Annotated in this window: 17 protein-coding genes; 7 read left to right on the forward strand and 10 right to left on the reverse strand. The window is 30.3% G+C overall.

What is annotated here, in order from left to right; translation table 11 throughout:
- Positions 1–32: 32 nt before the first annotated feature.
- From ligA to CA_RS13810, 6 genes are all read right to left on the reverse strand, one after another.
- Complete coding sequence (gene ligA / locus CA_RS13785) at positions 33–2,042, reverse strand: NAD-dependent DNA ligase LigA (RefSeq protein ID WP_010965961.1); 2,010 nt, start codon at positions 2,040–2,042, stop codon at positions 33–35.
- Between the two features lie 32 nt (positions 2,043–2,074).
- Positions 2,075–4,345, reverse strand: coding sequence for a DNA helicase PcrA (pcrA, locus tag CA_RS13790; protein WP_010965962.1), 2,271 nt, complete (start codon positions 4,343–4,345; stop codon positions 2,075–2,077).
- Positions 4,346–4,598: 253 nt separating this feature from the next.
- Positions 4,599–4,895, reverse strand: a complete 297-nt coding sequence (locus CA_RS13795; protein WP_010965963.1) for a YerC/YecD family TrpR-related protein — start codon at positions 4,893–4,895, stop codon at positions 4,599–4,601.
- Positions 4,896–5,204: 309 nt separating this feature from the next.
- The gene (locus CA_RS13800; RefSeq protein ID WP_010965964.1) at positions 5,205–5,933 is read right to left on the reverse strand and encodes a pseudouridine synthase; all 729 of its coding nucleotides are present in this window, start codon (positions 5,931–5,933) and stop codon (positions 5,205–5,207) included.
- Positions 5,934–6,006: 73 nt separating this feature from the next.
- The gene (locus tag CA_RS13805; RefSeq protein WP_010965965.1) at positions 6,007–6,720 is read right to left on the reverse strand and encodes a lytic transglycosylase domain-containing protein; all 714 of its coding nucleotides are present in this window, start codon (positions 6,718–6,720) and stop codon (positions 6,007–6,009) included.
- 61 nt (positions 6,721–6,781) lie between these two features.
- A complete protein-coding gene (locus tag CA_RS13810) occupies positions 6,782–8,782 on the reverse strand; it encodes a triple tyrosine motif-containing protein (RefSeq protein ID WP_010965966.1) in 2,001 nt (666 codons plus the stop codon).
- 219 nt (positions 8,783–9,001) lie between these two features.
- On the opposite strand from CA_RS13810, the gene pulA reads away from it, so the two are divergent.
- Positions 9,002–11,164: a type I pullulanase gene (gene pulA / locus CA_RS13815; protein ID WP_010965967.1), complete on the forward strand. Its 2,163-nt coding sequence runs from the start codon at positions 9,002–9,004 to the stop codon at positions 11,162–11,164.
- Positions 11,165–11,200: 36 nt separating this feature from the next.
- Here the strand turns inward: pulA and CA_RS13820 are convergent, their stop codons facing one another.
- The gene (locus CA_RS13820) at positions 11,201–12,553 is read right to left on the reverse strand and encodes a glucose-6-phosphate isomerase (RefSeq protein ID WP_010965968.1); all 1,353 of its coding nucleotides are present in this window, start codon (positions 12,551–12,553) and stop codon (positions 11,201–11,203) included.
- A gap of 349 nt (positions 12,554–12,902) precedes the next feature.
- Here CA_RS13820 and CA_RS13825 point away from each other — a divergent pair, with 349 nt between their 5' ends.
- The 4 genes from CA_RS13825 to CA_RS13840 all read left to right on the forward strand — a co-directional run bounded on the left by CA_RS13825 (position 12,903) and on the right by CA_RS13840 (position 15,090).
- On the forward strand, positions 12,903–13,181 hold the full coding sequence (locus tag CA_RS13825; protein ID WP_010965969.1) for an STAS-like domain-containing protein: 279 nt from the start codon (positions 12,903–12,905) through the stop codon (positions 13,179–13,181).
- Between the two features lie 131 nt (positions 13,182–13,312).
- Positions 13,313–13,522 carry a hypothetical protein gene (locus tag CA_RS13830; RefSeq protein ID WP_010965970.1) on the forward strand — a complete coding sequence of 70 codons (210 nt, stop codon included), beginning with the start codon at positions 13,313–13,315 and terminating at the stop codon, positions 13,520–13,522.
- 22 nt (positions 13,523–13,544) lie between these two features.
- Positions 13,545–13,826: a spore coat protein gene (locus CA_RS13835; RefSeq protein ID WP_010965971.1), complete on the forward strand. Its 282-nt coding sequence runs from the start codon at positions 13,545–13,547 to the stop codon at positions 13,824–13,826.
- 274 nt (positions 13,827–14,100) lie between these two features.
- Positions 14,101–15,090, forward strand: a complete 990-nt coding sequence (locus tag CA_RS13840; protein ID WP_010965972.1) for a sugar kinase — start codon at positions 14,101–14,103, stop codon at positions 15,088–15,090.
- A gap of 55 nt (positions 15,091–15,145) precedes the next feature.
- Here the strand turns inward: CA_RS13840 and CA_RS13845 are convergent, their stop codons facing one another.
- Positions 15,146–17,419 (reverse strand): glycoside hydrolase family 65 protein, encoded by a 2,274-nt coding sequence (locus tag CA_RS13845; RefSeq protein ID WP_010965973.1) that lies wholly within the window; start codon positions 17,417–17,419, stop codon positions 15,146–15,148.
- Between the two features lie 184 nt (positions 17,420–17,603).
- On the opposite strand from CA_RS13845, the gene CA_RS13850 reads away from it, so the two are divergent.
- Entirely contained in the window at positions 17,604–18,959 is a 1,356-nt protein-coding gene (locus CA_RS13850; protein ID WP_010965974.1) for an alpha-amylase family glycosyl hydrolase, read from the forward strand.
- 179 nt (positions 18,960–19,138) lie between these two features.
- On the forward strand, positions 19,139–21,283 hold the full coding sequence (recQ, locus tag CA_RS13855; protein ID WP_010965975.1) for a DNA helicase RecQ: 2,145 nt from the start codon (positions 19,139–19,141) through the stop codon (positions 21,281–21,283).
- 47 nt (positions 21,284–21,330) lie between these two features.
- Here recQ and CA_RS13860 read toward each other — a convergent pair whose 3' ends face one another.
- Both CA_RS13860 and CA_RS13865 read right to left on the reverse strand, forming a co-directional pair.
- Entirely contained in the window at positions 21,331–22,146 is an 816-nt protein-coding gene (locus CA_RS13860) for an alpha/beta fold hydrolase (protein ID WP_010965976.1), read from the reverse strand.
- A 245-nt stretch (positions 22,147–22,391) separates the two neighbouring features.
- Positions 22,392–22,538, reverse strand: coding sequence for a hypothetical protein (locus tag CA_RS13865; protein WP_158306568.1), 147 nt, complete (start codon positions 22,536–22,538; stop codon positions 22,392–22,394).
- Positions 22,539–22,655 lie beyond the last annotated feature (117 nt).

Consider the following 22,655-nt stretch of genomic DNA (forward strand, 5'->3'; position numbering starts at 1 on the left):
TTTTATTATTTGTAAACAGTTTATTCTGTTTTTTACATATTATTTATTAATTGTTCAAATTCCTCTTCTGTTAATATCTTAACTCCAAGTTGAACTGCCTTATCATATTTAGAACCAGCATTTTCACCAGCTATCACATAATCAGTTTTTTTACTAACACTTCCTGCTACATTAGCTCCAAGACTCTCTAACTTTTCCTTTATTGCTGTTCTACTGTAGTTTTGAAGCGTTCCTGTTGCAACTACGGTTTTGCCTGTAAATGCATTTTCAACAACTTCACTTTCTTCATAAAATGGAGTTACTCCAAGTTCAAATAATTCATTAAGACTTTTCTCTATTTTTTCCTGTTTAAAGAATTCAACAATACTTTCTGCAACAATTGAGCCTATATCTTGAACTAAAATAAGTTCATCATAGGAAGCTTTTTTTATGTTCTCAAAGCTTTTAAATTGCTTGCATAAATCTGTAGCTGTCTTCTTACCTACATTTGGTATACCGAGAGAGTAAACAAAAGACGCAAGATCACATTTTTTACTTTTCTCTATAGCATTTATAAGATTACTAGCCTTTTTATCTTTAAACTTATCCAATGACATTAATTCTTCTTTAGTTATTCTATATAAGTCAGATATACTTTTTATGTTTAATTTCTCAAATAATTGTTCTGCTGTTTTCTCACTAAAGCCTTCTATATTCATAGCTTCTCTGCTAGCAAAATGAACTATACTTTTTACCATTTGAGGTTTACAGGACAAAGTATTTTCACAAAATAAATGTACACCTTCTTTTACTATTTCACTGCCGCAATATGGGCATATTGTTGGTGCTTCTATTTCATTCGTTTCTCCCTCTGTCTCTTCTGTAACTCCCATAATTTCCGGTATTACATCATTTGATCTTCTTACAAAAACTCTTGAACCTATCTTAACTTTTTTTCTTCCTATGTCATCCATATTATTTAATGTAGCTCTTTTTACAATTACTCCTGCTAGCTCTACAGGCTCTAAAATTGCCGTTGGACTAACTCTTCCACTTCTTCCAACGTTCCATTCAACATCCAAAAGCTTTGTTGTAGCTTCTTCTGCCTCAAACTTATAGGCTATTGCCCACTTTGGGAATTTTACGGTATATCCAAGATATTCTCTTGTTCTATAGTCATCAATTACTATTACAACTCCATCTATATCATAATCAAGACTACTTCTTATATCTCCTACATATTGAATTTCTTTATTTATCTCTTCAATAGTATTACACTCTTTTAAATATTCATCAACTGGAAATCCCATCTCTTTTATGAAATTCATCATTTCCATGTAGGATTTAAAGGCTTTACCTTCATTATATCCAACATCGTAAAAAAAAGCCGATAGATTTCTTCTTGCAGTTTCTCTTACATTTAGATTTCTAAGTGCTCCTGCTGCACCATTTCTCAAATTCTTAAGAGGTACTTCTGCTTTTTTATTATACTCATTAAAAGCAGTTTTAGTCATTATTGCTTCTCCATGTACCTCAACCACAGAGCCATTTTTTATCTTAAGTGGTATAGATTTTATAGTCTTTGCTTGACTAGTTATGTCCTCACCTATAACTCCAGTTCCACGTGTAGCAGCTTTTATCATAACACCGCTCTCATCATATGTGCAGTTTATAGTAAGTCCGTCAAATTTTTTAGTTAAAACATATTTAAGCTCTGGAAGCTTATCTTCATGGTTACTATTATATTCAGCCACTGCCTTTTTATTCCTGTTGTGCCAATCTATGATTTCTTCAAAGCTTTGTGCCTTATCAAGACTCCAAAGCCTACTTTTATGTGTATACTTTTGAAATTGTTTTAAAATGACATCACCAACTCTATTTGTTGGTGAATAAGGATATGTTATACCCGTTTTTTCCTCAAGTTCTACAAGTTCATCATATCTCTTATCATATTCTTTATCTGCTACAATTGGATTATCCAATACATAATAGCTATATGAATATTTATTTAGTTCCTCTATAAGTTCCTGCATTCTTAAAATATTTGATTCTTTTTCGTTCATATTTACTACCTCACTAAAATTTTGTGAACCTACTACAAAAGTTGAAGCGGCGCCATATCAAGCCTTAAATTTTTAATTCCCATATTTTCAAAAGCTATTGTCAAGTTTATGTGTCCATCAGCTCTACTTGTAGTTATTATTGTACCTTTACCAAATTTCATGTGAACTACCTTAGCTCCTTTTACAGCATCTTCTTCATTTAAGGTTTTAATACTCTTCTTTTCTTCCTTCACTGACTTTTTAATCATTTCATTAGCATTAAACCCGCTTTTGGACATAAAATTTGAAAACATAGCATTTTTAGGTGGTATATCGCTACTTATTGTGGAGAACAAACCTGTAGTATCTTTTTTTCTTCTGCCTTCACCATCTAGAGTTACATACTCTTTTAAATTTTCATCTATTTCATTTATAAAATCAGATTCTTCAAAAGCTTGAGTTTTTCCAAATACTCTTCTTAATTTTGCAGATGTCATATATAACTTCTCTTTTGCACGCGTTATACCTACATAAGCAAGTCTTCTAGATTCCTCCATTTCATATTCACTATTAAACGAAGCCATGCCTGGGAATATTCCATTTTCCATTCCAGCCATAAATACAACTGGAAACTCTAATCCTTTTGCGCTATGGACAGTCATCATCACAACTGTATCAGCATCTTCATTATAATTATCCACATCTGCAACAAGTGCTGTTTTTTCCAAAAATGCTGCCAAAGTTTTATCATCTGAATTTTCCTCAAAATCTACTGCTGCATTTACCAATTCCTCTATATTTTCTATTCTAGCTTTATCTTGAATATCATCAGATGCTTTAAGTTCATTTAAATAACCTGTTTGTTCCAAAATTTCTTTTATTAAAACAGATACATTTATCTCATCTTTCCTTCTTATAAAACTATTTATCATTCCTGTAAATTCTTTAATTGAAGAGATAGCTCTCTTAGGTATGCCTGGTATATTTTCTATGTCTAAAAGTGCATCATATAAGCATTCTTCAACCTCATCTGCAAATTGCTGAAGCCTTCCTAAAGTAGTTTGCCCTATACTTCTTTTGGGAACATTAATTATTCTCTTAAGACTGATGTTATCAAGTGGATTTCCTATAAGCTTAAGATAAGACATTATGTCTTTTATTTCTTTTCTATCATAAAACTTAAGTCCACCAATAATTCTATATGGTATGTTTCTCTTTATAAAAATATCTTCAAAAACACGTGACTGTGCATTTGTTCTATATAGTATTGCAAAATCTTTGAAACTGCGCTTTTCTTCCTTTACTTCCTTATTTATTTTAAAGGCTGCGAAGCTTGCTTCATCAAGGTCAGTTTCTCCCCTATATACTTTAATCTTTGCTCCGTCCTCACTTCTTGTCCTAAGGCTCTTTAAATGCTCATGTGGATTATTCTTTATAACACCGTTAGCTGCTTTAAGTATGTTACCCTTAGATCTATAGTTTTCTTCTAGTTTAATTATTACAGCATTTCTGTAGTCTTTTTCAAAATTAAGTATATTTCTTATGTCTGCACCTCTCCAGCCATATATACATTGGTCATCGTCTCCAACAACACATAAATTTTTGTTAGCTGAAGCAAGCAGCCTTGCAAATTCATATTGAGACTTATTAGTATCTTGATACTCGTCTATCATTATGTATCTGAATTTCCTCTGATAAAATGCTAATACATCTGGAGCCTTCTTAAATAACTCTACTGTTTTGAATATCAAATCGTCAAAGTCTAATGCATTGTTCTCTTTAAGCTTTTTCTGGTAAAGGAGATACACATCTGCTATCTTATTTAATTTAAAATTACCTGAGTTTTGGTTTTTATATTGATTTGCAGATACAAGACCGTCTTTTGCCGAGCCTATTTTTGATATTATTTCTTTTTCTGTTATATCTTTTTCATTTATCCCAACCTGTTTTATACATTCTCTCATGAGAACCTTTTGGTCATCACTATCATATATAGTAAAGTTTTTATTATAACCTATTTTATCAATTTCTCTTCTAAGTATTCTTACACAGCAGGAGTGAAAAGTAGATATCCACATATTATCAATTTCATTTCCACCAATAAGTGCTTTAACCCTGTCCTTCATTTCCTTAGCTGCTTTATTTGTAAATGTTATAGCTAAAATTTGAGACGGATAAATTTCGAGATCTTTAACCATATGTGCTATTCTGTATGTAAGTACCCTAGTTTTTCCACTTCCTGCTCCTGCTAGTATAAGAATAGGTCCATCAATCTTTGTAGCAGCTTTATATTGTTCTTCATTAAGCAGTTTCTTTAAATCCATAAATTACTCCACTCCTCAATACGTAATATTTTATATTATAACATCTAAAAAAGTACACAATAATCATAAATCATAATTAAAAATCAGTATAAGCTATAGGGAAACCAAGGTATAATTTAATGGGTGAGTTGGTTTCCCTATATAGGATTTACCATAATGTTATTAGACTTATAAATCATTTTCATGTACTTACAAATCGTAATTTAATAGAAATCCTATAATTCCTCATACTGATTTTTTCTTAACAACTAATTTATTTTTCTAGTCTTCTTAAAACTATATTATATCCATCGCTTCCATAATTAATACATCTATTAACTCTACTTATGGTTGCAGTACTAGCTCCAGTTTCCGCGGAAATATCTGAATATGTATGTTTCTCCTTAAGCATCTTAGCCACTTGAAGCCTTTGTTCTATAGTTTTAATTTCATTGATAGTAAAAATATCATCAAAAAACCTATAGCATTCTTCTCGATTCTCTAATGTTAATATGGCATCACACAAGAAATCCAGAGTCTCACTTTCCAATTTCGATTTAAACTCAGACATGCTACACACCTCTTTCAAAACTATAGCATAATTTTATCATTATTCATTTCAAAATGCCACAAAAGTTTTATTAACATTTATGTCCAATGTAATAAAAGGCAAAATAAAAGACAGCCCTTGGGGCTGGGCTGCCATAATAAATAAAAAGGGGGCTATTCATTCTTTTTATTTATCTTACATACCTATTATAGTAAACAGTTTTAAAAAAATCAATAGCCTTTCCAAACTTTATTATAAATAGCTATTCAATGTATTATGTATTATAGGTAAACAATTTCAGCTATTAAATTCCCTAATATTCGACTTCTCCTATTGCATTTTTATTTTTTGTTTTATAGCCTTCATTTCATCTTCTGTAAGCTCTCTATACTCCCCTTCCTCAAGGTTTTCATCTAGCTTAATTCCTGCAAAACTTATTCTTTTAAGATATACTACTTTTTTACCTTGAGCTTCAAACATCCTTTTTACCTGATGGTATTTTCCCTCTCTTACAGTAACCTTAACCTCCGAACCCTCTTTAGAATTATTTAAAACCTCTAGTTTAGCACTCATACATTTATACCCATCGTCAAGTACTATGCCTTCTTTAAATGCCACTACATCCTCAGAGGTTACATCTTTGTCTATTTTGGCATAATACACTTTATCAACATGCCATTTAGGAGATATTAACCTATGATTGAAATCACCATCATTAGTTAAAAACAGAAGTCCAACAGTATCTTTATCAAGTCTTCCTATAGGAAATGGCTCAAATACTTGATCCTCCACCTCTAAAAGATCTATTACCGTCTTGTCATAATCATCAGAAGTAGCCGAAATTACTCCATCTGGCTTATTCATCATTAAATATATGTATTTTTTATAGGATATCTCTTCGCCATTTACAATTATCTTTGATTTTTGTGGATCTAATTGCTTGTTATTATCTTTTACAACTTCGCCATCTACCTTAACTCTTCCATCTTTTATTATTTTTTTCACATCTTTTCTAGACCCATATCCCATGTTTGATATGATTTTATCTAATCTTTCCATTATTTCTCCCTTTCCAATATGTAATATAAAAATCCCATAGAAAAATAAAAATCTTTTCCTATGGGAATATGCTCTATGAATTATAGTAGCCTAAAACCTTTGAAACATAATTTCTTGTCTCACTTGGAAGACTACCTATATTTCCATTGCTTCTTTGAACCGCTCCTGGACCAGCATTATAAGCAGCAACAGCAAGCTTCATATCAGAGAAATTATTTAAAAGCTGCTTTAAATATTTAGTTCCTCCATCTATGTTTTGCTGAACATCATAAGGGTTAGTTACTCCAAGCTCTCGCGCTGTTGACGGCATAAGCTGCATTAATCCCTCAGCTCCAACCCCTGATGTAGCATTAGGATCAAACCCAGACTCCTGCTGTATTACAGACATTATAAGTTTTTTATCCACACCATATTTTTTTGATGCTTCATCAACAGCCTGATCTATAGAAACATTTCCCGAACTAGTAGCATTTTTTACATAACTTGCTACATTTTGTACATCCTTAGCTTTAATAGTGTTCATGTTATACCCTTTATTATACCCAAGTTTGCTTAAATCACTACTACCACCAAATATATTATCTAATCCACTTAAGTCATATTTTCCATCAGCTTTTTGCATAGAATTAATAAGACCCTCCATCATAAACTCAAAGCTACTGGAATTTGTTTTACTACTATCACTTCCCGTCATACCTGACGAAGAACTCTTAAACATTTGTGTCAATAACTGAAGTTCAAGTAATCTCTGAGCATTTTGTACATTAGAATCATTACTTATAGACACAATATCACCTCTCAAATAAATTTTAAGCTTTAATAATTATCGTCCTAATTATTAAAAGACTTTAAACCTCTAGTTCCATTATATCATAATCTTCATAAGAAGCCATATTAAATTGGCTTTTACAAAGTGCTAAAACTTTATATTTTCCTTCGTTAAAAAGCATAAATGAGTAAAAACTTTTTCTACTGTATTTTTGCATAAGTTTCCATTCTCCATTTTCCATTAAGTAAAACTCATACAAAACATCTTTCCCTCCATCGCATTTAACCTTAAATGTAACAGTTTCATTAAGCTCAGGTTTTCCCTTATCACAAAGTATTTTTGTATCTGTTATTGGCATAACATCATGCACAAATACACTTACTATTTTTTTATCATCATAAACTTCAATGCTCTTTTTATTTTTTGCAAGCACATCAATCTCATATTTTCCAGTACACTTTGGGATAAACTTGTATTTTTTAGATTCTATATATCCAGTATCCTGAATAACTCTCTTATCAACCTTAAGTATATATCTAATGACCATATTTTGAGTGTTTTTTAATATAGTATCTACTTCTATATCATTTCCAACCATGTAATAATTGTTGTTATTTATAAGTACGTAATCTATACATGCTGGCATATAATCAAATACTTCTATAAAAACTTCTTCATGAGCATCATATTTCTTTTCCGAATACTTGTCCTTAACATACGCATTTATTTTATATGTACCTGGCACATTAAATTTAAATTTTGCTGAACAAAGATTTCCGTACGATATTTCTTGAACCTTTATTCCACTTTTCTCAACATCGAACCCATATCTTAACTCAAAGCCACCATCTGCTTTTACTTTAAGTTTTAAAGCTTCCCCCTTAATAATTTCTCTATCTCCATCAACTATTATATCTTTTATCTTTACAGCTGGCCTTCTTATTTCATCTATCACAAAGTTTATTTTTTTAATATCTTCATATTTTTCTTTAGAAGATTCATCTTTTACCATAAGCGTTATTATATAATCTCCAGCTATTTTTTCTTTCCAATTATATACACTTTCATACACATATCCACTATCTTCAATATCTTTTCCTTCTATAATATACCTATATACAAGTCTTTTTCCCCCACTTGCTAATGCCTTAAGCTGCACATCAGTATCTAAAAGCTGTGGCGAACTTAGGTCTGTAGTAAAACTTTTTATTTTAACATCTCTGTACTTTTTAACTGTATAGCTTATTACTGCCCTATCATCAAATTTATTTTGAGAATACATATCTTTAACAAAACATAATATTCTAAACTCACCATAACCTTTTTCTATGTAGCTTAATATCTTTTTAGTAGAATAGTCTTGAAGACATTTTATATTTCCATCCTTGTCCATTTTCATGAATTTATATAAGATCATCCTGTTATCTTCATGAACAGCATCAACCTCAAGAGTAATTTCAGAATCACAAAAAAGCTCATCATTCAAACATTTAAAATCCCTTATTTGAACCTTATTTATAACCTTAACCTCATAACTAACTTCTTTTTTAGAATCGAATTCATTAATTGAGTTACTATTTTTACACTCTGCCATCAAAGTATATTTTCCCGGTGCTGTAGCTGTCCACGATATATCATTTTTGCAACTGTAATCCCTTAAAATTTTTGTTTCAAAATCATTTTTTATACAATATCTATATAGTATATTTTCTGATGTTACCGCATCCACTCTAGCATTTATCTTTTCCCCTACAACTAGGCTTTTTTTATCTATAATAAGTGCTTTTATAATATTTTTATACTTATCTCCTATAACATAGTCTTCTCTTAAAACAAACTCAAAAGGTCCATTAATATCTTTTGATATCTGAACCATTATGGTATAAATACCCTCCTTTTTAGGTATCCATGAAATTTCATTTTCTTTTGAAAAATCTTGAACTATTGACCACTTTCCACGAAATCCCTCAATAAACTTATATAAAAATTCTCCCTCGGTATTTCCATGTACACATATTCTTATCTCCTGCTCTTTGTTTTGTGGGCTTTCTTTATCAAATTCAATATAAAAATCGCTCATAAGATCATCCCCTGAATACTAAGTATATTAATTATGCATGTTTAAAAATCCAAATTAGAGTATTTGAATTAGAAACACATGCCATAAATCACAAATTGTTTTATATATATTATACTACTTTTCCAAAAAATGTTATATAATTATTTACTTTTTACCCATAATTTTATATTATATAATGTATGAACTTATACATTTCTAAAAATTTTTATGGAGGAACTTATGGTAATTAGCAATGCATTTGTTACTCAATTTAATAAAATAGAATTCCAAATCGACGATTTTACTAATTTTCTTTTATCAAAAATTACTGTTCGAAATACTGATGGTGAAATTAAAATAAACGAATATAGACTTTATAAAAATAACGTATGTCTTTTGATTGATAATATTGATATAAAAAAAAATTATTATGTAAGTTATGATAAAGTAACCTTAAAGTGCAGCTATTATAAATTATTTTCTACTACAGAATTTAATAATAAATATGCTTATAACGGCAAGCTTGGAATCACCTATACAAGAGAAAAAACAACCTTCAGAATATGGTCTCCTGGTGCATCTAGTATAGAACTATTACTTTATAATCATGACATTACTTCAAACGAACCTGCAACTTCTATAAAAATGAAAGAGGACAATGGTTTATGGTTTTTAATATTAAAAGGAGATTTCAAAAACTTTTATTATAATTATAAGGTTACAATTTATAATTATACAAAAGAAGTAGTTGATCCCTATGCAAAAGCTGTAGGAATAAATGGGCTAAGGGGGGCAATACTAGATTCTTATAGCACGAATCCCCCAAATTGGAAAAAAGATTTCGTGCCCCAAAGTATAGAACATTTCACTGACGCTATAATATACGAAATAAGTATTAACGATATTTCACTAAATCCTAATAGCGGAATTCTTCACAAAGGAAAATACTTGGGTCTTTGCGAAGAAAACTCAAAAACCATAAATAATATTCCAACCGGAATTAAGTACTTAAAATCTCTCGGTATAACCCATGTTCAGATAATGCCAATATTCGATTTTTCCTATAAAAGTATAGACGAAACTAATCCTATTAACTACAATTGGGGTTATGACCCACAAAACTACAATGTACCAGAAGGAGCTTACTCTACAGATCCCTATAACCCAAGGTCAAGAATATACGAGCTTAAAACTCTTATAAAAACATTACATGAAAATGGGATATGCGTAAACATGGATGTGGTTTTCAATCATCTTTGGAATGAAAAAGAAAATAACTTCGAAAAAATTTTTCCAGAATATTATTTAAGGCGCAATGATGACAATTCCTTTTCAAATGGAACTGGATGCGGCAATGATACTGCATCAGAGCACTATATGTTTCAAAAATTTATATTAGATTCAATTAAATACTGGGTAAAAGAATATCATATAGATGGTTTTAGATTTGATCTCATGGGAATTCATGATATTGAAACCATGAATAAACTTCGAGACGAATTAAACAAAATAAACAGTAATATAATGTTGTATGGAGAAGGCTGGGATTTAACTACTAATATTGAAAAGACAAGAAAAGCAATTATATTAAATTCCTCAAAAACTCCTGAAATAGGTTATTTTAATGATGTAATACGCGATGCCTTAAAGGGAAGTGTTTTTATACCAAAAGATACTGGATTTATCAGCGGGAAATTTAATCTAGAAAAAACCATACTATACACTACATTAGGCTGTTGCTTAGATGTTAAAGATTATAAAAAAATTTTTTCTTCTCCTTCTCAGTCTATAAATTATGTTTCTTGCCATGATAATAACACTTTATACGATAAACTGTGTACTTCCAATCCCCATGACAATGATGATATACGTAAAGAAAAAATAAAATTAGCTATAGGCATTCTTTTAACTTCTCAAGGAATTCCCTTTCTCCACTGTGGCGTAGAGTTTGCAAGAACTAAATTTGGAATAACAAATAGTTATAACTCAGCTAAAGAAATAAATTGGATAGATTGGGATCTTAGAGATAAAAATAAAGACTTGGTAAATTACGTAATAAGCCTTATAGCCTTCAGAAAAAATCATTCTGCTTTTAGATTTGTATATCCTAATGATTTAAAAAATCACCTTGAAATAACACAAAATATGCCTAAAAACTCTATAGGATATATTCTTAAGAATCATGCAAACAACGATGCATTTAAAGATATAATGGTAATATACAACGCAAACACACATGATATTCAAATACCGCTAGACAGTACTTGGAATGTATGTATTGATAAATATAATGCTGGAAGCGAAAAAATTAGAACTGCAAGTAAATTCTATATCGCTGAAGCATTAAGTATAAATGTTCTTTTTAAGAATAGTGAAAACAGTTTTCTTCACTTATTATTATAAAAATAGGGAGCGTATAGCTCCCTATTTTTTACGTTACTATTTTAATTTATTGTTAAGCTCTTTAGCTAAATCTTCATAACCTGGTTTTCCTAATAGTGCAAACATGTTTTTCTTATAAGCTTCAACTCCTGGTTGATTAAATGGATTAACTCCTAATAAATATCCACTTATTCCACATGCCTTTTCGAAGAAATAAACCATGTATCCAAAATAATATGCTGTAAGTTCTGGAACATTTACAACCATTACTGGAACTCCTCCATCATGATGTGCTAAAACAGTTCCCATAAATGCCTGCTTATTAACAAAATCCATAGTTTTTCCTGCTACGAAGTTTAATCCATCAAGGTTTTCAGCATCCTTTTGTATTGTAACTTCTTTCTTAGGATTAACTACATTAATGAAGGTTTCAATTAATTGTCTTCTTCCTTCTTGTATATATTGTCCCATTGAATGCAAATCTGTTGAAAAATCTCCTGCTGCTGGGAATAATCCTTTACCATCTTTTCCTTCACTTTCTCCAAATAATTGCTTCCACCATTCTCCGAAATAATGAAGTGATGGTTCAAAATTAACAACCATTTCTATAGATTTACCTTTACTATAAAGTGCATTTCTAGCTGCGGCATATTGATAAGCCTCATTCTTTTCAAGATCAGGTTCTGAATATACTTCTCTAGCTTTAGCTGCACCTTTCATCATTTCATCTATATCTATTCCAGCAACTGCTATAGGTAAAAGTCCAACAGCTGTTAATACTGAATATCTTCCCCCAACATCATCAGGTACTACAAAAGTTTCATAGCCTTCATTATCTGATAGTGTTTTTAAAGCACCCTTCTTAGCGTCTGTTGTGGCAAATATTCTATTTTTAGCTTCTTCTTTTCCATATTTCTTTTCAAGTAATTCTTTAAATATTCTAAATGCAATAGCAGGTTCAGTTGTTGTTCCTGACTTTGATATTACATTAACTGCAATATCTTTTCCTTCTATTGCTTCAAGTAGATCAGCTAGGTAAGTTGAACTTATATTGTTACCACAGAAAAAGATTTCAGGGTTCTTTCTTTCTTCTTTAGAAATACTTGAGCTAAAGGAATGTGAAAACATCTCTATAGCAGCTCTTGCTCCTAAATATGAACCACCTATTCCTATTACAATAAATGCATCCACACTGTTTCTTATCTTTTCTGCTGATTTTTTTATTCTTTCAAATTCATCTTTATCATAATTCACAGGTAGATCAACCCATCCTAAAAAGTCATTACCTGCACCTGTTCCATTATGTATCGCCTCATGAGCAGCTGCTACCGCTGGCTTTAGATTCTTTAATTCTTCATCTTGAAGGTATGGTTTTGTATTTTTCAATTCTAACTTAAAACACTCTGACATAAGCTACAATCCTCCATATATTTTTATTGATATAGGTTCTCTACTTCTTCATTAATTTATACGTGTGTTAAATTATAAACATGTACAAATTGGCTTTTATTTTATAGACATCCTATATTTATTTCCTATAGCAATTTTAGACTATATAATGAAATAAATCAAGCTATTACTCCATAGTTAAAGTAATTTAAAATTCTTCTCAAATTACCAATGCTGGATTTATACTTATCTAGAGACAAAAAAATAATTGATTTTTTCCTTGTTAAAAGTTTGACAAATAGAACAAACTGTTATATAATAGATTCATAAGATAGATGTTAGATAATTTCTATAAAGGAGGTCTTTATTTATGGAAAAAGTAATAAATGTAAAAAGCATGTTAGGTGATAAATTCTCTTGTCAGGATGCTGTAGTACTAAAATACCACATTTTAAAGAGTAAAGGTGACGATATAACTTTAGATTTCTCAGGTTTAGGCGATGTTCCAACAACATTTTTTTATAACTTATTTTCAGAACTGTTATATAGCAACAACAGAAATTATATATTAGATCATATTAAAGTTAAAAATTTAGCAAATATGAAAGATTATAATCGAGTAGTAAAAGGTACTACTGTTTCCTCTTAACCTCTTAGCCTTCTCCCTGCTGTCTTAATTTAAGACGGCCTTTTTTATTTTTTGTTTTTTTAAATACATATTTCACTATCAAATACAAATAATATTTTTGTATTGTAATTTAAAAAGTAGGAGGTTTTAAAATGACAGGCACTCAAAGTAAACAAATAGAAAGCAATAATCTCAAGGTAATACAAGATACTATAGTTCTTGAAGCTCTTCTTAATAAAAAATGCAGCCAATATTCCAGCATATGCAGTGATCCACAATTAAAAGCTGTATTTGATGAAGGCTGTCAAATGCACAAACAAAATTTTAATTCACTAAAAGCTTATTTAGATTCACATCAATAATTATATATGGAGGTAAGTTATTATGAATGGTACATTAACTATGATGACTGAAAAGGATTTAATTGAAGATATTTTATCTTCTGAAAAACAATTAATATCATCTTACAGTTCAGGAATTACAGAATCTTCTTGTAAAAATTTAAGAAATGTATTAGTCAATAATCTTAAATGCAGCGAAGAAACACAGTACAGGGCTTTTGATACTATGAAACAAAAAGGTTGGTACCCTACTAAGGATGCTCAAGACAATGAAGTTCAAAAAGTAAAAGATGATGTTTATAATCTATCAAAGAATATAAAATAATTTTATTTATAAATTGCTGTAGCAATAACTTACTACAGCAATTTTTTATTGCACTTTATCTAAACATTTTATGTCTACCTATTAGAAACCGAGGAGATACAGAATTATCAAGTATAATATATGTAAATCGGTTAACAAAAACATTGAATTTTGTACTTATTTAATATATAATCAAACTACAATGTGGAGTATTTTACAGCTTGTTACATAGAGTAAAGATATTTTACACAAATATAGTAAACTTATTATTAAAATATCACAAGGAGTGAACAATATGGGTAGAATAGTAACATTAGGAGAAATTATGCTTAGACTTTCACCACAAGGTTATAATAGATTTGTTCAAGCTAAGCAGTTCAATGCATTTTATGGAGGAAGCGAAGCAAATGTTGCAGTTTCACTTGCTGTTTTCGGTAAAGATGTTAGCTACACAACTAAGCTTCCCGACAACGCTATAGCACAGTGTGCAATAAATGAATTAAGAAAGTACGGAGTAAACACAAAGGATATAGTTCGTGGTGGCGACAGAATTGGACTTTACTTTTGCGAAAATGGAGAATCTCAAAGACCTGCAAAATTAGTTTACGATAGAAAAGATTCTGCAATAGCTAAAGCTAAAAGAGAAGACTTCAATTGGGACAAAATATTTGATGGCGCAGACTGGTTCCACTTCTCAGGAATAACCCCAGCACTTTCAGATGAATGTGCAAAAATCACATTGGATGCGGTAAAAGCTGCTAAAGCAAAAGGCCTAACAGTAAGTATAGATTTAAATTATAGAGAAAACTTATGGGATGCAGCTGCCTTCAGCAAAGCAATAAGAGAACTTTTACAATATTGTGATGTAGCTCTTGGAAGCATAGAGGAAGCTGAACTGGCTATTGGAGAAGGTGACGGTGATGATTGTAACACCGTATTAAAGAAGCTTGTAGAAAAATTCCAGCTTAAATACGCTACTATTATATTACGAAACCGATTTACAGCCGAAGATGTGGATTGGACTGCTGTACTATATGATGGAAGTAAATTTTATAATGCAAAGAAATATGACATCCATGTTGTAGATAACATAGGTGGAGGAGACGCTTTTGCAGCATCACTTATATATGCTATAACCTCAAATTTTTCAAATCAAGAAATTATAGAATTTGCAACAGCAGGTTCATGTTTAAAATACAGTATGAATGGCGATGTTAACCTTTCAACAGTAGATGAAATTATAAAACTTATGAATGGTGACGGTTCAGGGAAAGTAAGTAGATAATCACCTTATATAAATTTATGGCAGCAATTATTTTTCATAAAAGCTGCCTTTTTCCTTATTTATGAATAACAGTTTTTCCTCCTTCAAGGTTATATGTCTTACCTTTAATTATTATATTTATAGCGTTTTCGCCTTCATTTTTAACTTCAATAAAATTTTTATCTACTTTCACCTTTATTAACTTCTCTCTAAACATTACATTAAAAGAAAAACCTCTCCAATTATCTGGCACTATAGGATCTAAGAAAATTAAATCTTTCCTAATATAAAAACCCCCAAAACCTTGAACCACTGCCATCCAAGTGCCAGCCATGCTTGTAATATGGCACCCATCATTAGTATCATTGTTATAGTTATCTAAATCCAATCTAGCTGTCCTAAGATAAAGCTCATATGCTTTGTCTATTTTTTTCAATTTGCAGGCTAAAATAGAATGTATACAAGGAGAAAGAGATGATTCATGCACAGTCTTAGGTTCATAAAATTCAAAATTTCTTCTTATTGTATCTATATCATATAAATGTTGAAAAAAGTATAGACCTTGAAGTACATCTGCCTGCTTTATAAAACAGGATCTTAAAATTCTATCCCAAGACCATTTTTGATTAATAGGCAATTCTTCTTTAGGTATATCTTTTACCGTTAGCTGCTCCTTATCTAAGTAACCATCTTGCTGCAAAAATATACCCAAGTTTTTATCAATTGGATAATACATGTTTTCTACAATATGCTTCCACTTATTCACTTCTTTTTCTTTAACCTTTAAAGCACTATAACTTTTAAACTCCTCTAATATTTCAATTGTATATTCCAAAGTCCACGCCGCAATTCTATTTGTGTACCAATTATTATTTACGTTATTTTCATATTCATTTGGCCCCGTTACTCCCAAAATAACATATTTATTCTTATCACAAGAAAAATTAACTCTCTCCTCCCAAAATCTTGATAGCTCAACCAACACCTCTATACCATATCTCTTTAAATATTCTTTATCTCCTGTATAATTTACATAATTATATATTGCATAAGCTATTGCTCCATTCCTATGAATTTCCTCAAAGGTAATCTCCCATTCATTATGGCACTCCTCTCCATTCATGGTAACCATGGGATAAAGTGCTCCTTTTTTTAAACCTATCTTTTTAGCATTTTCCTTTGCTTTTTCAAGTTGATTATATCTATACAACAAAAGATTACGTGCAACCTCTTTTCCTTGTGTTGCTAAATAAAAAGGTAGACAATAAGCTTCAGTATCCCAATAAGTACCCCCTCCATACTTTTCTCCAGTAAAGCCTTTTGGTCCAATATTAAGCCTTGAATCTTCTCCAGTATAGGTTTGATTCAATTGAAATATATTATACCTTATAGCCTGCTGAGCCTCTAAGTCATCCTCTATTACTATATCGCTTTTTTCCCACTTATTTATCCAAGCTTTGGCCTGTTCATAAAGAAGGCTATCAAAACCTTTTTTTACTGCACTGTCTAATATCTCTTTTCCCTTATTTATAAGTTCTTCTATTTTAAAATCTCTTGAAGTGACATTTGAAACATATTTGAAAAGTGATACCTCCTCTTCTTCTTTAAGCCATAACTTAATCTTGCTTCCAACAAATTTCTCTTTCGAAGCCTCCTTATATCTTAGTTTGTGTTTTTTACTTTCACTTACAATATAATATTTCATACAAGAACAAAGATAAAAATCTAGCTTTTTAGTTTTTATTAAAAGATGTGCTTCATTCTTTCTTATCCCTTTTGAAACTTCACTCCAAAACTTCTCCCCATAATTAGCATCTGCATTTCTTACATCTCCATCAAGATACGGAAAGAAACTTATTTCACCACTAAAATTGAGAGGTGTTATGGAATACTTTATAGCTCCAATTTCTTTACTTACTATACTTACAAATCTTTTAGTCTCAAGTTTTATCCTTTCACCATCTTTAAACGTTGCAATTACCTGCCTATAAAGATAGCCTTCCCTCATATTAAGAACTCTTTTAAAACTCTCAATTTTACATCTTGAAATATCAAAACATTTTCCATTAACGTTTACCTTAATACCAATCCAATTAGTAGAATTAAGCACCTTTGCAAAATACTTTGGATACCCATTTTTCCACCACCCAACTCTCGTTCTATCAGGATAGTATATTCCGGCCATATAAGTACCTTTAAGAGTTAATCCACTATAATCCTCTTCAAAATTTCCTCTTTGCCCCATATACCCATTGCCAATACTAAATATACTCTCACTTATCTTGTTTTTTTCCTCCATAAAATTATCCTCAACAATATTCCACGCGTCCACCTTAAAATACTTTTTCAAATAAATTCACCAACTTAAATCTCCGATCACTTTCATTATATTAATACAGTTATTTTTATAAAAGAATTACTATTATTATAAATTTTCTTTTTAACATAAGCTCTGCATATATATATATTAATACTATAGGGTCTTGCTATAAAGACTGTACATTAAACTTCACCTATATTTAAGGAGGTTAATTATGCCTTGGTTTAAAAAAGCAATTTTTTATCACATCTATCCTCTTGGTTTATGCGGAGCACCTTTAAGTAATGACTTCACTTCTAAACCAATACCAAGACTTAAGGAGATAGAAAACTGGATACCTTATTTAAAATCATTAGGAATAACTGCTTTATATCTTGGACCTGTTTTTGAATCCACATCTCATGGTTATGATACAGCAGATTACTATACAGTAGATAGAAGACTCGGGACAAATGACACTTTAAAAAAACTTATAAATAAGCTTCATAAAAATGGCATCAAGGTAGTTTTAGATGGTGTATTCAATCATGTTGGAAGGAACTTCCCCCAATTTATGGATTTGATTATAAATAAGCAAACTTCCAGCTTTGCTACTTGGTTTTCTGGTGTTGATTTTAACAGTAAAAGTCCTTATAATGATGATTTTTCCTACGATACCTGGAATGGTTGTTATGATTTAGTCAAACTAAACTTTAACAATAATGAGGTGAAAAGTTTTATTTTAAATGCAATAAACTTTTGGATAAGTGAATTCAAGATAGATGGTATCCGCCTTGATGCTGCTGACTGCATAGATATAAACTTTCTAAGAGAAATATCCAACTTCTCAAAAAGCATATCAGATGATTTCTTCCTTTTAGGGGAAATTATATTTGGTGATTATACACGCTTTGCAAGTAAAAATATATTGGACTCTGTTACCAACTACGAGTGTTACAAGGGACTCTATTCAAGTCATAATTCATTAAATTACTTTGAGATAGCTTACTCTTTAAATAGACAATTTGGCGATGGCGGTATATATAAAAATATTCCATTATACAATTTTGTTGATAATCATGATGTTAACCGTATTGCCAGCACTTTAATTGATGCAGCTAATATTTATCCTATATATACTATTTTGTTTACAATACCTGGTATCCCATCAATTTATTACGGAAGTGATTTTGGTATAACTGGTGTAAAACAAAATAACTCTGATAAGTATTTAAGACCTAGACTAAAAATTAATGAATTAAAAAACTCTAAAGAAAACAAACCTTTGAATAATTTTATAAAAAAGCTTTGCCATATTCGAATAAATTCTGAAGCATTAACAGAAGGTTTATACAAACAACTTTTCATTTCAAATAAACTATTTGCTTTTTTAAGATATACCGATAGTGAAAAAATAATAGTAGCTTTAAATTGTTCTAAAGAATGTTCTCAAATAGAGTTCTCAAATGATATGAATGCTACTTCTTTATTTGATCTTATAGAGAAAAAAAGCTTAAAGCTAGAACCTAATGGAACTATAAGTATAACCTTACAGGAAAACCAAGCAAGAATATTTAAAGTAAGTTTCTAAACTAGTTTATTTATTTTAATTTTTGTTTATAATTAAATATAGAGATCTTAGTTTACCTAATAACTTATTTATGTATGAAAATAATTAAAATTTCAATATTTTGAAATATACATGAGTTAAGTTTAACATATAGGGTTCTTAAAGTATCCTATATGTATTTTAGTTTTAAGGAGCATAATATGGACAAGAACATATTTAATATATTAAAGAAGTACTTCGGATATTCATCTTTTAGAAGAGGACAAGAAAACATAATACAAAGTATATTAGATGGGAATGACACCTTTGCTATTATGCCAACTGGTGGAGGTAAGTCCATCTGTTATCAGGTACCTGCACTTTATATGAAAGGACTAACAATTGTTATAACTCCTCTAATTTCCCTTATGAAGGACCAGGTTGACACCTTAAGAGAAAATGGAGTTAATGCAAGCTATATAAATAGTACCTTATCATCTAAAGAAACAAATGACATCTTAATGTCAGCACTTTCAGGACATTTAAAAATTTTGTATGTGGCCCCTGAAAGATTAGAGCAGGACTATTTTAGAAATGCAATTAAAGATTTAACTATATCAATGGTTGCTATAGACGAGGCTCATTGTGTATCTCAATGGGGTCATGATTTTAGAGTTAGTTATAAAAGAATTGTACCATTTATAAATATATTTGATAAAAGGCCTATTGTTGCAGCTTTCACTGCTACTGCAACAGATGAGGTAAAGAAAGATATAATAAATTTACTTGAGCTTAAAGAGCCAAATTGTTTTATTACTGGTTTTGATAGAGATAACTTATTCTTCTCAATAGTAAAAAATGAGAATAAATTTGATTTTATAACAAAATATCTTTCAAAACACAAGGAACTTTCAGGAATAATATATGCTGCGACTAGAAAAGAGGTTGATTCCCTTCATCAAAAGCTTATAAGTCAAGGATATTCTGTAGGGAAATATCATGCTGGCATGGGTGATAAGGAAAGAAGCGAAAGCCAAGACCTTTTTCTTTATGATGAAACAAAATTAATGATAGCCACAAATGCATTTGGAATGGGTATAGATAAATCAAATGTTCGTTTTGTAATACATTATAATATGCCAAAAAACTTAGAATCTTATTATCAAGAAGCCGGTCGTGCAGGTAGAGACGGTGAAAAAAGTGAATGTATAATCCTATTTAGTGGTCAAGATATACAAATACAAAAATTCTTAATAAAACAAAGTATACCTTCCTTTGATAGACAAAGAATAGAATTAAAAAAGCTAAATGATATGATTAACTACTGCATGACTACCTCCTGTCTTAGAAAATATATTTTAAACTATTTTGGAGAAAACTACGAAGTAGAAAACTGTGATAATTGTATAAATTGTACTGGCAATGTAGAAATAGTAGATATAACATTGGAAGCTCAAAAGATTATTTCCTGCATTTACAGAATGGGACAAAACTTTGGCGTAACTATGATCGCCGAGGTTCTAAAAGGCTCTAAAAATAGTAAGGTTTTGAGATTTAACTTTGATAAATTATCTACTTATGGAATAATGAAAGATTGTACGCTAAAACAAATTACTAATTTAATAAATACACTCATAGCTGATGGCTATTTGTACCTTTCAGATAGTGAATATGCTACAGTGAAAATGTCTCAAAAAAGCATAGAAGTGCTTAAGGGATACAAAAAAGTAGTGCAAAAAATCCATATTGTAGAAGAACTTTCATTAAGTACTGACAATACTTTATTTGAAATTTTAAAGGCTTTAAGATTAGAAATAGCGCGAAGAGAAAATGTTCCTCCTTACATAATTTTTTCTGATTCTGTATTAAGCGAAATGTGTAAATATTACCCTAAGGATAAGAATTCTATGCTTCAAATCAAAGGTGTTGGAGAAATAAAATACAACAAATACGGCGAAATATTTGAAGAGAAGATAAGAGAATACATTAAAGAAACAAATTTAACTCCAGAGGATAATAATAAAGGAACTCTTAAAGTGCCCGAACTCCTTTCTAAAAAGATACCTACACATATTGAAACTTTTAACTTATACAAAAAGGGAATTACAATAGCCGATATGGCTAAAATAAGGAATTTATCAATTCCAACAATACAAGAACATATTTTAAAGTGCGCAAATGAAGGTCTTAATGTAAATTTAGATGCCTACATACCAGCTGAATACAAAGATTTAATATATGAAAAAATAAGAATTCTTGGTACCTCTAAATTAAGACCTATAAAGGATGCACTGCCAGATGATGTTGATTACATGGCAATAAAAGCTGCTATTTGTAAATATACTTCTAAAAATAAAGCAATATAGAAAGATAAAAATAAAGTCTAGGAAGTAATGTTTCCTAGACTTCATTTTTATCTTTCTATAAATTTCATAAGCTCACTGTTAAGCCTATCCTTTTCATCATAAAATAATCCATGACCACTTTCTTCAAATCTTACAAGCTTGGAATTCTTTATGCCTCTTTTCTGTGCTTCAGCTAAAGGAAATAAACATACTTTATCATGAATTCCATGAAGAATTAGTGTTGGAACTGTTATCTTTTTGAGGTCAGAAAACAACTCTTCCTCTCCAAGCCAAGTTTTTGCTACTTCAGCAGTAGCCCATCCTGCTGCCTGAAGTCCTAAATTAAAAAACCAATCCGAAAAAGGCTCAGTTATATATTTATAAAAAAATGTATCACCAAATTGCCTTAACATTTTAGGTCTATCCTCATATGTGCCTTTAATAATATCCTCCACAGCATCTTTTGATAGCCCAAATGGAAAATAAGAGCGCTTAATAAGGCTAGGAGCTGCTGCCGCAAAAAGGGCTAACTTATTAACTCCATATTGCTTATGCCTTGCCATATACCTAATTGCAATAGCTCCACCTGTAGAATGTCCAGCTAAAGTAAAATTTCTTAAAGAAAGAGTTTCTACCACACATCTAACATCATCTGATAGTCTGTCATAATTGTAACCTGAATATGGCTTATCCGATTCACCAAATCCTCTTTGATCTATACCTATGCACCTATATCCTCTTTTAGGAAGCTGATCAAATTGATATTCAAATAACTTATGGCTTCCTGGCCAACCGTGCAAAAACAAAATTGTTTTATTTGCTCGCGGGTTAACATCCTCAATATAAAGTTTAACATCAGATTCTACTTTAATATAATATCCCATTTAACTTACCTCTATATTAAAATTTCTTCATTAATTAGTTTATCCTTGTTATTTAAATGTGTGAATTTATATGTTTAAAAAAATAGTGCAGGATAATCAACTTTTAAGTTAAAAATCATACACTATTTTTAAATCTATTATTACTTTATGAAAATAATTTTTCTCCATTTTCTAAGCTATCCCCGCAAACTCACACATATTATATTTTTTCTTTGGGTAAAAGCATAAACTCATCTTTTGCAAATCTATGCTGCCTTCTTTTTGCTTAAATCTTTATTCTTAATTTGTCCTATTCCATTTCTATTAGCATAACTTACAAGCTCTGGATCAAGAAAAAATCCTAACATCATCACACTATTCTTTAAAATATCTAAACTAAATAATTTTTTCATATAATTACCTCCTGCTAACTTTTAGTCTTTATTGATTAATTTCCCTTACATGTTTATAATATACGATTTTAGTTTATAAATCAAAATGGAAATCGTTTTAACTTATGAATAAGCAGT

It is taken from the genome of Clostridium acetobutylicum ATCC 824 (genome assembly GCF_000008765.1).
In the GTDB taxonomy this organism is placed as follows: domain Bacteria; phylum Bacillota; class Clostridia; order Clostridiales; family Clostridiaceae; genus Clostridium_S; species Clostridium_S acetobutylicum.